The 12869-nt window shown below is 45.4% G+C and carries 10 protein-coding genes and 1 pseudogene; 7 read left to right on the top strand and 4 right to left on the bottom strand.

What is annotated here, in order from left to right; all coding sequences use genetic code 11:
* Window positions 1–18: 18 nt before the first annotated feature.
* The 3 genes and pseudogenes from Q7V21_RS07435 to Q7V21_RS07425 form a co-directional block, all read right to left on the bottom strand.
* Window positions 19–846: a formate/nitrite transporter family protein gene (locus Q7V21_RS07435; RefSeq protein ID WP_304916674.1), complete on the bottom strand. Its 828-nt coding sequence runs from the start codon at window positions 844–846 to the stop codon at window positions 19–21.
* Between the two features lie 189 nt (window positions 847–1035).
* Window positions 1036–2979 (bottom strand): annotated as a pseudogene (locus tag Q7V21_RS07430) (putative bifunctional diguanylate cyclase/phosphodiesterase).
* A gap of 258 nt (window positions 2980–3237) precedes the next feature.
* Entirely contained in the window at window positions 3238–4104 is an 867-nt protein-coding gene (locus Q7V21_RS07425; RefSeq protein WP_304916673.1) for an SDR family NAD(P)-dependent oxidoreductase, read from the bottom strand.
* A 103-nt stretch (window positions 4105–4207) separates the two neighbouring features.
* Between Q7V21_RS07425 and Q7V21_RS07420 the strand changes: the two genes are divergently transcribed.
* The gene (locus Q7V21_RS07420) at window positions 4208–5041 is read left to right on the top strand and encodes a protein-glutamate O-methyltransferase CheR (protein WP_304916672.1); all 834 of its coding nucleotides are present in this window, start codon (window positions 4208–4210) and stop codon (window positions 5039–5041) included.
* On the opposite strand, the gene Q7V21_RS07415 is transcribed toward Q7V21_RS07420, so the two are convergent.
* Window positions 5038–5721 carry a DUF4126 domain-containing protein gene (locus Q7V21_RS07415; protein ID WP_304916671.1) on the bottom strand — a complete coding sequence of 228 codons (684 nt, stop codon included), beginning with the start codon at window positions 5719–5721 and terminating at the stop codon, window positions 5038–5040. The genes Q7V21_RS07420 and Q7V21_RS07415 overlap by 4 nt on opposite strands.
* Window positions 5722–5773: 52 nt before the next feature.
* Here Q7V21_RS07415 and Q7V21_RS07410 point away from each other — a divergent pair, with 52 nt between their 5' ends.
* The 6 genes from Q7V21_RS07410 to argB all read left to right on the top strand — a co-directional run.
* On the top strand, window positions 5774–6532 hold the full coding sequence (locus tag Q7V21_RS07410) for a Nif3-like dinuclear metal center hexameric protein (protein ID WP_304916670.1): 759 nt from the start codon (window positions 5774–5776) through the stop codon (window positions 6530–6532).
* Between the two features lie 35 nt (window positions 6533–6567).
* Window positions 6568–7902: a YhjD/YihY/BrkB family envelope integrity protein gene (locus tag Q7V21_RS07405; RefSeq protein WP_304916669.1), complete on the top strand. Its 1335-nt coding sequence runs from the start codon at window positions 6568–6570 to the stop codon at window positions 7900–7902.
* Window positions 7899–9119, top strand: coding sequence for a bifunctional phosphopantothenoylcysteine decarboxylase/phosphopantothenate--cysteine ligase CoaBC (gene coaBC / locus Q7V21_RS07400; protein ID WP_304916668.1), 1221 nt, complete (start codon window positions 7899–7901; stop codon window positions 9117–9119). Before Q7V21_RS07405 ends, coaBC begins: the two co-directional genes overlap by 4 nt.
* On the top strand, window positions 9100–9555 hold the full coding sequence (gene dut, locus Q7V21_RS07395) for a dUTP diphosphatase (RefSeq protein WP_370654049.1): 456 nt from the start codon (window positions 9100–9102) through the stop codon (window positions 9553–9555). The genes coaBC and dut overlap by 20 nt, the downstream gene beginning before the upstream one ends.
* Window positions 9556–9563: 8 nt before the next feature.
* Window positions 9564–11873, top strand: coding sequence for a phosphomannomutase/phosphoglucomutase (locus tag Q7V21_RS07390; protein ID WP_304916667.1), 2310 nt, complete (start codon window positions 9564–9566; stop codon window positions 11871–11873).
* A 93-nt stretch (window positions 11874–11966) separates the two neighbouring features.
* Window positions 11967–12869 (top strand): acetylglutamate kinase (gene argB, locus Q7V21_RS07385; protein WP_304916666.1); only part of this gene is annotated, 903 nt, incomplete at its 3' end.

The raw sequence follows: 12869 nt of genomic DNA, 5'->3' as shown, positions 1-12869 counted from the left end.
GCCAGGCCAACGAGGAGATCAGTTCATTTTGTCCGAAAATTCAGCCGTAGGGGCACCGGTTTTATAATGTGTGGCGTACAACATGCCGCCAGTCAGTACCAAACCGCCGACCAGATTACCGAGGATAACCGGGATTTCGTTCCATATTAGCCAGTCAGCAATAGTGATATTGGCACCCATCAGCATGCCCATTGGAAACAGGAACATGTTGACGACGGCATGTTCGAAGACCAAGCCAAAGAACACCGCAATAGGTAACCACATCGCAATAACTTTACCGCCGACCGAATTAGATAGCATTGCACCAACAACACCGGTTGATACCATCCAGTTACAAAGTACACCAGCGACAAAAACGGTTAACCAACCTGCGCCACCATGAGCTGCAAATCCCAAGGTTCGCGCTTCAGCTGCTTTGGCTATTGCCTGGCCTGCAGCGCCTGGCTCAGTGGTGAAGGCAAATGTCCAGGCAATACCTACCAGTAAAGCGGTGGTTAAAGCGCCTAATAAGTTGCCTAAGCCGACCAGCAGCCAGTTTTTCATCATACCTTTGAAAGTACAGCCGCTTCTTTTATCCAATAAAGCTAAAGGAACGAGGGCAAATACTCCGGTTAACAAATCAAAACCCAGTAAATTCAATAACACAAAACCTACCGGGAAAACCAAGGCACCGACAATTGGTAAACCGGTTTGAACCGCTGTAGTCACAGCAAAGGCAACAGCCAGGGTTAAGATAGCTCCTGCCATATAGGATCGGATTAATACATCGCGGGTAGCCATTTTGAGTTTGGCTTCACCGGCATCGACCATTTTTTTTGTAAATTCGCTGGGCAAGAGATAAGACATAAAAACTCCAGAGTAAGATTGATATTAAACAGGTAAGTGGTTTGCATGTTTTGTGCCTAACTTAATTTATTTAATTAAATCAGTTGTTTGGGTATTTCCCGGGGTCAGTGACTTAGCGAATTTGCACCAATTTGAATCGAAGTGGTGATGCTGTTGCACAAGCATGAAGCGTGAACTTTTGACCAGAACTCAGATGGTAAAAGGCGGGGTCCAGTCTAAGGCATTAAGCAATTCTGGTTGGGGGCGACCGATAAAATAACCCTGAGCGAAGTCAACACCATAGCCTCTTAGCAGGGCCAAAATGTCGGCATTTTCTACAAATTCGGCGGTGGTTTTACGGTTCAAGCCTTTTGCCACATCCACCAAAGCTTTGACAAACAGTTGATCATCCGCATTTTTATCCAGGTTTTTAATGAAGATGCCATCTATTTTAATGATATCTACAGGTAACTCACGCATATAGTTGAACGACGAAAACCCAACACCAAAATCATCTAGCGAAAAGCGACAACCCTAGGCTTTAATGGCTTGCATCATAGCCTTGGCTTGTTGCAGGTTGGAGACGGCAACGGTTTCAGTGATCTCAAAAATAATCCCGTTGGGATCCACTTGATATTCAGCAATGGTGTTTTCCAGTAACGGCAATAATCGCGAGGTATCAATCACCAGACCTGATAAATTAATGGCAAAACTGATATTTCGTTCTTGCTTTTGTAGCAGGCCTAATTGTTTCAGCGCATGTTTAATCACGTAATGATCAATTTGCTGGATCAAACCCACTTGTTCAGCAATCTGGATAAATTTACCCGGCAAACGCATTTCACCGGTGTGCGGATCCCGCATCCGAATCAATACTTCGTAATGTTCTATCTTGTTGTTATGTAATTCCAGAATGGGCTGATAAAACAACACAAACAGATCTTGTTCTAATGCCTGTTCAATACGATGTTTCCATAACACCCGTGCTTCAAGTTGTTCACGAGTTCGATCATCGACCGAAAACGTATGGTAATTGCCTTTGCCAAGGGCTTTTGCCTGATACATCGCCAGATCGGCAAAGCCCATCAGCTCATGAATACTGGCATCCTGCAGTGGAAAGTGCACAATACCAATACTGGTCGAGACTTTATGTTGCACGGCTCCATATTCAAGCTGAATGGTGCTCAGTTCATCAATGATCTTTTTTGCCAGGGTGATTGAGCCGGCAGCATCACTTTCTGGCATCAAAATAGCAAACTCATCACCTCCTAACCTGGCAACCAGATCAGTAAATCGAGTAACACGTTTAAGAGCACGGGCTACCAGAATAAGTAATTCATCACCGGCACGATGTCCGCTGGTATCGTTAATATCCTTGAATTGATCCAGATCGAGATACAGCAAGCTGTTTTGATGATGATAGCGGATCGCCATGCGTAACGATTTTTCGAATTCTTCAATAAATTTACGGCGATTACACAAATCTGTGAGCGGATCGTGCTCAGCCATCCAGACAATGCGTTTTTCCGCTTCCTTTTTATCCGTCATATCCAGGCCAACGGATAAAATCACGGCCTGTTGATTGTCGTGTTCCAAACGCGAATGCAGCCAGGATATCTGGCGGATAAGTCCATTTTTATCAATAAGTTCGGAATCCTGCTGGGCAATACGTTGATGTCCTGCTAATAACTCATTGAAGTGAATGTTCGCTTCGGTCCAATGACTGGCAGGAAACATTCTGGCGACATTGGTACCCAGCATTTCATCTTTGCTATAGCCCGTGATCTTTTCGCCATACTCATTAAATAACGAGATTTCAAAGCGTTTATTGATCGTCAAAACGATTAACTGAGCGGTATCCAGCAGGCTTTTAATAAAGTCGCGTTCTTTTCGCAATTCACGATTGTTAATCTGCACTTGTTGATTACGTAATCGCCCGTTCTGGTCTAACTGATCCAGTACGTTAATCAGTTGATTGGTGATATTCGAAAGATCAACGACTTCCTGATCAATGTTGTTAACAGTGGATTCGGATAATAAAAGGCGGGCCTGCTGATATTTTTTGGCTGACAACAATGGCAAGGCAAGCGATATCTGTTCAATCTGGGACAAGGGTTTGGACAGACGTCTTAATCCCCAGATGGTTAATAACATGGAAAAGAACACAATGAGTACAAAAGGAAGCAGATAAATACTGAAGAGATGATGCTCTTCAAAAGAGCCATGTTGAAAGTTCAGATAACCAATTAAAAACAACAGGATTAGACCGGCTACAAAACTACTAAAAAAGATACTGCAGGCTGTTTTCCAATGTGGTTGAAGTTTTGACATCCTGCCCATTTAAATCAAATCCCTTGGAAATGTAATGCTCGCGATTATGGCATATCAATTGACTGAAAAAATATAGACTACTTAACGTTGTTCACCACGAGAAACCCGATTCAATACCCAATCCAAACCGCGGGCCGGCAATACGCGTTTGAGATAGGCAAATAAATAGGTCGGAAAGGTAACGTAGTAACGTATTTTGGGATGATCTGACTCAATCGCATGTACTAATTTATCAACTACCGCTTTGGCAGGAAGGGTAAAAGGAGCTGCTGGTCCCGGCGTTAATAAACGTTTTTCCATCGCATCATAAACAGTGTGGTGGCTGCTGTTATTTTTGTCGATATGCTGCTGATATTTGGCAAAGGCATTTTGGCGGAAATGGCTGCTTATCGGGCCGGGCTCGATTAATGAAATAGTGATTCCTGTGCCTTTCAATTCCAGTCGTAAGGTATCAGCCAAACCTTCAATAGCATATTTACTAGCATTGTAAGCACCGCGATATGGCAGGGCGATCAAGCCTGAAACAGAGCTGTTATAGATAATTCTGCCAAAACCGTGTTGTCGCATTTGTTTAATAACCAGATTGGTTAGTTCTTGAGTGCCAAACACATTGGTCTCAAATTGTTCACGCAGTGCTGCACGGGATAAATCTTCCACTGCACCGGGTTGGCCGTAGGCAGCATTGTTAAATAATACGTCGATGGGCCCGTTAAAAATCTCTGAAGCAGCTTGAACAGCCTGATTGATAGAGTCGCTATCATTCAAATCGCATAGCAAGTTGCTAATACCTGCTGCAGTTAACATACTTTGAGCAGTTGGGTTTCTGACAGTGGCAATTACCCGATGGCCCCTAGCGTGTAATATTTTTGCAGCTTCCAGACCAATACCGCTGGAGCATCCGGTAATCAAAATATTTCGATGTTTCATATTGGGCTTGTTTTTTGACATATAAGCAATCAGAGTATATTTAAGTCACATGGGCTAAACATTTAAGCATAATGGCCGCTAAGGGTTATAGACAAAATCAATAGGGTTGAGGCAAATCGCAGGTATGTTACAAGGAAATGACATTAGTCAGGCCGATTACGAACGGTTTCGGCTTTTTTTGGAACAAGCCTGCGGCATCGTTTTGGGCGATGGCAAACAATACTTAATTGTCAGCCGATTAACCAAATTATTACGTGACGAAAACATTGCCTCAGTAGCCGATCTGTTAAATGCGATTCAGCGTGGCCATCCACGACATTTACGTGATTCAGTAATAGATGCAATGACCACTAATGAAACCTCATGGTTTCGTGATGGTGGGCCGTTTGAAGTGTTTGAAAAATTAACACTTACCGATATGGAAACCCGTATCAACCCACCTTGTAAAATCTGGTCTGCAGCCTGCTCTTCCGGTCAAGAGCCTTATACCATCAGTATGATCCTCAGTGAGTACATCCGTAAAAAACCGGATAGCCGACTCAAGAGCACACAAATCATTGCCACCGATATTTCGAACAGTATGCTGGCCATGGCGAGACGCGGTGTCTATGAGGAACATGCGCTGATCAGAGGCATTTCTGCAGCCAGACGACAACAGTTTTTCAAACAATTGGAAGGTCGCTGGCATATTGTGGATGAGCTCAAACAACGGGTGCAATTTAGAGAACAGAACTTGTTACAAAGTTATACCGCATTGGGTCGTTTCGACGTGATTTTCTGCCGCAATGTACTGATTTATTTTTCGACACAACGCAAATCCGACATTCTGACCCGGCTTGCCCAGTCATTAAATCCTGGTGGCTATTTGTTTTTGGGCGCTTCTGAAACCATCAGCGGCTATACCGATGCGTTTGATTTGCAACGTACGCCGCATGGCGTGGTATATCGTCGTCGTTAAACGTCGGTTTTATCTGCTTCAGACTTAGCTAATATCTGCCCAGAAGGTTGTGGGGTTGAAGCAGCATTGGTTCTTTCCGGTTTCTTGCACCACCCCAACCAGCTTCCAATGTATTGCAAAACGGTTTTTATCAAGCGCCACAAACGCGGTAACAGCCAAATCATCAACAGAACAAAAATCAGTAATGCGGTCAGAAACCACAACGGATGAGTAAGAGCTGTCCATAACCCCGCAATCACCAGTAAATCTTCGGTTATTGATGCTCCCCAGTTACTGAAAGGTTCGGGGGAAGTATTTATCAATAATCGACTGCCAGCTTTTGTCGCATGAGTTGCCGCAGCAAGTCCTCCACCGAGAATACCCGCAGTAAGTTCAATTACTGGACTGACATCACCGACCGCGCTGGCGGCCAACATAGCCCCTGCCGGTATTCGGATAAAGGTATGCAATGTATCCCAACCAGTATCTACACCTGGCACTTTATCAGCAAAAAATTCCACACAATACATAACGGCGGCGGCCGTCATAACCAGTGGGTCGCTGAGCACCTGTAATTCATCCGGCAGCACAAGATGACCGCTGCTGCCCATATAGCCGAGCATAAAAACAGCAGCATATAAGTTGATTCCACTGGCCCAGGCGGCGCCCATACTCAGCGCTATAATACTCACAGCATCCATTTTAAGACTCCTGTTTTGTTATAGTGACCAGAGATTATGTGGAGTGATATGGATGATAACCCGAACAGAGCTGCTCGCCTATCTTGATGACGTGTTGGATACATCAAGATTTCAGGACTATTGTCCCAATGGTTTGCAGGTGGAAGGTAAGCAGCAGATTAAAACATTGGTGACCGGCGTTACGGCAAGCCAGGCATTGCTGGATGCTGCTGTAGCAAATCATGCCGATGCAATATTGGTGCATCATGGGTATTTTTGGCGAGGAGAGTCCCCGTCGGTGACTGGAGTGAAATATCAACGCTTGAAAACCTTGTTGACACACGATATCAATCTTATTGCTTATCATCTGCCATTAGATGGCCATGCCGAATTTGGAAATAATGTTCAGCTAGCTAAAATGCTGGATATTGAAATTGATGGCCGAATTTCAGGTACTGGCGAGCCGGCGCTTGCGTTGTGCGGATGCTTAAAAATGCCGCAATCACTGGATGCGTTTTCATCGCATATTGAGGAAAAGCTGGGTCGTAGGCCCACTATTATTGCTGGACATGATCGTGCAATCACTACCTTGGGCTGGTGTACTGGCGCCGCACAAGGCTATATTCAGCAAGCGGCAGAATTAGGTCTGGACGCATTTATCAGCGGCGAGGTGTCAGAACAAACCACCCATTTGGCACGGGAGCTTGGAATTCACTATATCGCTTCAGGCCATCATGCTACGGAACGTTATGGAGTTAAAGCCTTGGGCGAACATATTGCTGATCATTTCGGCCTGCAACACACCTTTATCGATATTGATAATCCAGTCTAATGGATAAATCGAAGGCCATCAGGATGGTAACGAATATGAGTGAACATATAGATAAGTTAAAACACTTCTTTCAGGTTCAGATCTGGCAGGAAGCGGCGGAAGGAACCAGCCGATTACGTCGCTTGGCACATCATATTGTGCGTGTCATTTTTGTGATGATCCGACAATTGTCGACAGGCGAATTAAATTTACGGGCGATGAGTCTGGTGTTTACTACCTTACTGTCCTTGGTGCCGTTAATTGCCGTGGCGTTCTCTGTACTGAAAGCGTTCGGTGTACACAACCAGATTGAACCGGTGTTGCTAAACTTTATGATGCCGTTGGGTGAGCGTGGTGAAGAGATGACCGCCAACATTATCGGTTTTGTGGAAAACGTTAAAGTTGGTGTGCTTGGCTCAATCGGTTTGGGTATGCTGTTCTATACGATTATTGCGCTGGTACAAAAAGTTGAAAGTGCATTTAACTATGTCTGGCGAGTGAAGCGCCCCAGAACTTTGGCCCGCCGTTTCACCGACTATCTGAGTGTGGTGATGATTGGACCGGTTCTGGTATTTTCAGCGTTGGGTATTGCCGCTACAGTCATGAAGCATGATGTAGTCCTAACCCTGCAATCCATCGAGCCATTTGGAACCTTGTTATTGATTCTGACCAAATTGCTGCCGTATTTCATGATTGTGTTGGCCTTCACCTTTCTCTATACCTTTATTCCCAATACCAAGGTGAAACTTGGTCCGGCGTTTGGTGGGGCGATGGTGGCCGGAGCTTTGTGGATTGGTTTGGGGACGTTGTTTGCCACGTTTGTTGCTTCATCTTCTAATTACACAGCAATCTATTCCAGTTTTGCGATTCTGTTTTTCTTTATGATCTGGCTTTATCTGGGCTGGTATATTTTGTTGACCGGATCGCAGGTCGCGTTCTATCTGCAACACCCTAAATTTGTATTGATGGGTGGCAAAACGCTGGTATTGAGCCCTCGGTTGCGCGAAAAAAAGGGCCTGTGGCTGATGACAATTATTGCTCGCCGTTTTTGTAATAAACAGCCTGCGTACAGTCTTTCAGAACTGGAGCAACTCACCGCCTTAAGCGGTGAAAATTTAGAGGATCTCCTGGGCATGTTGGAGAAGGGGGGCTTTTTGGTGGAAGTAGCTGGCGATAAGATCGCTTATACACTGGCGGGTGATGTGAGCAAAATTCAGGTCAGTGAAATATTGGCCTGCTTACGTAGTGCTGAGGAAGTGAATGTTTCAAAATTACAGCAGCACACTGAGCCAGGCATTGAAGCCTTTTTCTGCGAGATAACTGAAGCACAAAATGATGTTTTGGATGATTTGAGTTTGCGGGATTTAGCCTTGGGTGAAAATGCAAAATGATTGACGACAATGCTTTTCACGGTAAACGTATCTTACTTGGCATCACTGGCAGTATTGCCGCTTATAAAGCGGCTGATTTAGTGCGAAGGTTAAAGGAACACGGTGCTGAAGTAAGGGTAATGATGAGTAGAGGGGCGACGCAATTTATTACACCGCTCACCATGCAAACTGTCAGCGGCAATCCGGTGTCATTAAATTTCTTTGACGCTGATGAAGAAGCTGCGATGGGACATATCAAATTAGCACGTTGGGCGGATTGGATATTGATTGCACCAGCAACTGCCGATTGTCTGGCAAAACTTGCTCATGGCCTTGCCGATGATTTGCTTTCTACTGTATGTCTCGCTTCTGAGGCGCCACTAATGGTAGCGCCGGCGATGAACAATAAAATGTGGTCACATATTGCTACCCAGCAGAATTGTCAGCTGCTTAAACAACGTGGTGTTGAATTTATTGGACCAGAGAGTGGCGATCAGGCCTGTGGCGAACATGGTGAGGGGCGTTTAATGGCTGTCGAAACGATGCTGAAGCATTTGCTGACAAAAATTCAGCCGGGTCCATTGACTGGAAAAAAAGTCGTTATCACGGCAGGTCCGACTTATGAACCTATCGACCCGGTTCGTTTTATTGCTAATCGCAGTTCCGGAAAAATGGGTTATGCGCTCGCGCAAGCCGCCGTTGAAGCTGGCGCAGATGTAACATTGATTTCTGGTCCGGTTGCGTTGACAGCTCCAGCTGGCATAACTTGTGTGAAGGTGGAAACAGCCCAGCAAATGCATGACGCTGTAATGAGCCATTTAGCACAAACAACCATTTTCATTGGCTGTGCGGCGGTTGCCGATTATCGCCCTGCCGATCCGGCTCAAGCAAAACTCAAAAAATCTGCAAAAGACGATTTATCACTGCAACTTCGATTGAATCCCGATATTATTACCGCGGTCGCCAATGCCAGTGGGCGGCCAGATTTGGTAGTAGGTTTTGCCGCAGAAACAGACGATTTGCAGCATTATGCTCAACAAAAATTACAGCAAAAACGTCTGGATTTGATTGCAGCGAATCAGGTGGGGGATGGACTGGCTTTTGGTCAGGAGAACAATGCGCTGGAAATTTTCTGGGAGGGCGGCCACAAGTCATTGCTTGAAGCCCCGAAACTTGAAATTGCACGCGAACTCATAACATTAATAACAGAGCGCTATCATGCAAAAAATTCAATTTAAAATTCTCGATCCTAGGCTGGGCACATCGATTGAGCTTCCTGATTACGCCACAGCTGGCTCTGCAGGAATGGATTTGCGAGCCTGTCTGGATGAAAACCTGACGTTGAATCCCGGTGAAACTATTTTGATTCCGACAGGCATCGCCATACATATTGATGATCCTGCTTTAGCGGCGATGATTTTGCCACGTTCGGGCTTAGGTCATAAGCATGGCATCGTATTGGGAAACCTGGTCGGCCTCATTGATAGTGATTATCAAGGACAGATTTTTGTCTCGTGCTGGAACCGAGGTAATACCCCTTTTGAAATCGTGGTGGGTGAGCGTATTGCACAAATGTTGTTTGTTCCAGTGGTTCAGGTCGGCTTTGAACAAGTGACTGAGTTTACTGCCAGTGAGCGTGGCAGCGGCGGTTTTGGTCATACTGGCAGAAGCTGAGCACAGCCGTGCTGCTAACTCTGCAAAACCTGAAAATCTTTCGCAGAAGGCTGAGTTCTCTAGCCATTTTGTTGATGATTTTGATTGTCGTATCAGGTCTGGCTGCCGCCATTTGGATAAACGACTATCAAAAGCAATCCGCTTTAACGGTTTTTAACCAACAGCAAACTGAAAAGCTGGCAATTGCTGCGTCAGGTCTGACCGAAATGTTGCAGAGCTGGCAGCAGCGTTTTAATGAAATGACTGCAGCTGATGTACAAGACCCAGTTGCGTATGGTTGGTCTGCAGCATCAACAGCATGCGTCTTGACTGAAATACCTGCTGCTCCGACATCAGAGGCCTGTATTCCGGTGAGTTTTGGCACCATCAACAGTCTGCGACAGGCTGAAAAGCAAGGCATGGCGGATATCGCCGTTATGCAGCCCAATACTCCTCAAGCACATATTCTATTGACCAAAAAACTAGCTGATTCGGGCTATCTGGTCTTATCACTGCAAATGACGGAACTGGAAAATAAACTTAGAGAGCGTTATCTAACGATTGGCTCTGGAAGTCTGCTGTTGCAGCAAGGTGCCCAGAATTGGCTAACCTTATTAGAACAGGGCGATAAAACCACACAGCATTCAGGCCGCATTTACACTCAGGCACTACCAGGAGCTTATTGGCGTTTAGCATTTTCTCCAGCAGAAAATCTAGCGAGATCGGCGGCATGGCCAGCATTGGCGATGTTAACCATTATTGTTTTGGTTTTGTGCTGGTTAGTCGCAACTAAATTCAGTACCTTACGAGCAAAAAAACAAGCCCAAGTTGGAGCCCGTCCAAGACCCGTCGAATATGTGGAAAATGAAGTCAACATTGATAACACGCCAATGCCTGCCGTGATCCGTGTCGCTGCACCAAAGATCAGTAAAACCGAAGCCGTCGATAGGGTCAGGCCAGTCGATATCAAGCCAGTCATTTTCAAAGCCTATGATATTCGTGGGATTGTTGGCACTCAGCTCAGTGAGCCGATTATGCGGGTATTGGGTCTGGCTATTGGATCTGAGGCGCAGCATCAAGAACAGACTAGGATTATCGTCGGTCGTGATGGCAGACTTTCTAGTGAAAGTTTCAGTGATGCTCTGATTGAAGGACTTTTGGCCAGTGGTTGTGATGTGACCGATATCGGCGCTGTACCAACGCCATTGGTCTATTTTGCCTCTCAGCATATGCGGACGAATTGTGGCGTGGTTGTCACTGGTAGCCATAATCCTCAAGGCTACAACGGCCTCAAAATTGTCATCAATAACAAAACACTTTCTGGTGATGCGATTCAAGGGATTTACCAACGCATACAGCAATCGCGTTTATACGATGGGGAAGGTCAGCTACGTCAGGCCGATATCATTGAAAGTTATATTGAGAAAGTAAAACAGGCTGTTACCTTATCCCGTCCGCTGAAAGTCGGTGTTGATTGCGGTAATGGTATCGCAGGCAAAGTGGCTCCGCGTTTGCTGACAGCATTGGGGTGTGATGTACATGAGCTGTTCTGTGAAGTTGATGGACATTTTCCGAATCATCACCCAAATCCTGCTCAACCACAGAATATGCGGGATATTTCCAAACTGGTTCGTGATAAGCATCTGGATATCGGCCTCGCCTTTGATGGTGATGGGGATCGGCTGGGCGTAGTAAATGGGGAAGGTGAAATCATCTGGCCGGATCGATTATTGATGTTATTTGCCACCGACGTTTTGAAACGTCATAAAGGTTCGACCATTATCTACGATGTTAAAAGTACGGGATTGCTGGAGCAGGTCATTACACGAGCTGGTGGTAAACCGCTGATGTGTGCTTCAGGACATTCGTTATTACGTGCTGAAATGTTAAAACATGATGCAAAATTGGGGGGAGAGTTGAGCGGACATATCTTCTTTGCCGACAATTGGTATGGTTTTGATGATGCATTATTTGCTGCTTGCAGGTTATTGGCCTTGATTGCCGATGATCCCCAACGTCGTGGTGCAACCGAAATTTTTGCCGCGCAACCGCAAAGCTTTAACACGCACGAAATTTTAATTGATTTAGATACAGCAGAATGTCGGCGTTTTATGACACAATTCACCCAAAATGCCCAGTTCGATGGGGCTGAAGTCATCACCATTGATGGTGTCAGGGTGAATTTTGGCAAAGGATGGGGCTTGGTTCGAGCATCTAATACTGTGCCAGGTCTAACCTTGCGTTTCGAAGCTGAGACAGAAGCCGATCTGGAGCAAATCAAACAACAGTTTATTCAACAGATGTTGCAAGTGAAGCCCAACCTGAGCTTGAATTTTTAGTCAGCACTTGTTGGGTTTCTCAAAAGTAAGTTGATCTTAAGCAAAAACAAAAAAAGCCGCGTTATATAACGCAGGACAAGGAAGAATTAGTTAATGAGTTTGAATACACAAAAAGCGTCACATATTGCTCAAGTACTCACTGAAGCATTGCCATATATTCAACGTTTTTCCGGTAAAACGTTGGTCATCAAGTATGGTGGTAATGCCATGATTGATGAAACATTGAAAAACAGCTTTGCCCGCGATGTGGTGTTATTGAAGGCCGTAGGCATTAACCCGGTTATTGTTCATGGCGGTGGACCGCAAATTGGTCAGTTGTTGGCAAAGATTGGCAAAGAATCTGAGTTTATCAATGGTATGCGAGTGACTGATACCGAAACTATGGATATTGTCGAAATGGTGCTTGGCGGGCAGGTCAATAAAAGCATTGTGAACCTGATTAACAATCATGGTGGACGCGCGGTTGGGTTGACTGGTAAAGACGGCAGTTTAATTTTTGCAGAAAAAATGAAGTTTGCTTCACCAGATGATCTCAGTGATGATTCGCCGGAAATGATCGATCTGGGGTTTGTTGGTCGGGTGACCAGCATTGATACCAGCGTGATTGATATGTTGATACATAGTGATTTCATTCCGGTTATTGCCCCCATTGGTGTAGGTCAGGACGGGCAGTCTTATAATATCAACGCTGATCTGGTCGCAGGCAAAATTGCCGAAGTGTTACAGGCAGAAAAATTAATCCTATTGACAAACACGCCCGGACTGCTGGATGCTGACGGAAAATTGCTCACAGGCTTGAATGCGAAACAAGTCAATGATTTAATTGCGGCGGGTGTCATTTACGGTGGAATGTTGCCTAAAATTGGCTGTGCGTTAGATGCAGTTCAAGCAGGGGTGACCAGCTCACACATCATCGATGGTCGTGTACAGCATGCGGTCTTACTGGAAATGTTTACGGATGAGGGTGTAGGTACACTTATTCGTGGAGGCGGTCGA

The sequence above is a fragment of the Methylophaga sp. genome, assembly GCF_030651745.1.
The sequence above is the reverse complement of the archived record's forward strand: the minus strand, read 5'-3'. Positions and strand labels throughout refer to the sequence as shown.

Bases quoted from the DNA above. Each gene is read 5' to 3' on its own strand.
- Q7V21_RS07415 (WP_304916671.1), bottom strand. From the start codon at position 5,721: ATGGATGCTGTGAGTATTATAGCGCTGAGTATGGGCGCCGCCTGGGCC.
- Q7V21_RS07405 (WP_304916669.1), top strand. From the start codon at position 6,568: ATGAGTGAACATATAGATAAGTTAAAACACTTCTTTCAGGTTCAGATC.
- Q7V21_RS07425 (WP_304916673.1), bottom strand. From the start codon at position 4,104: ATGTCAAAAAACAAGCCCAATATGAAACATCGAAATATTTTGATTACC.
- coaBC (WP_304916668.1), top strand. From the start codon at position 7,899: ATGATTGACGACAATGCTTTTCACGGTAAACGTATCTTACTTGGCATC.
- Q7V21_RS07435 (WP_304916674.1), bottom strand. From the start codon at position 846: ATGTCTTATCTCTTGCCCAGCGAATTTACAAAAAAAATGGTCGATGCC.
- dut (WP_370654049.1), top strand. From the start codon at position 9,100: ATGCAAAAAATTCAATTTAAAATTCTCGATCCTAGGCTGGGCACATCG.
- Q7V21_RS07410 (WP_304916670.1), top strand. From the start codon at position 5,774: ATGATAACCCGAACAGAGCTGCTCGCCTATCTTGATGACGTGTTGGAT.
- Q7V21_RS07420 (WP_304916672.1), top strand. From the start codon at position 4,208: ATGTTACAAGGAAATGACATTAGTCAGGCCGATTACGAACGGTTTCGG.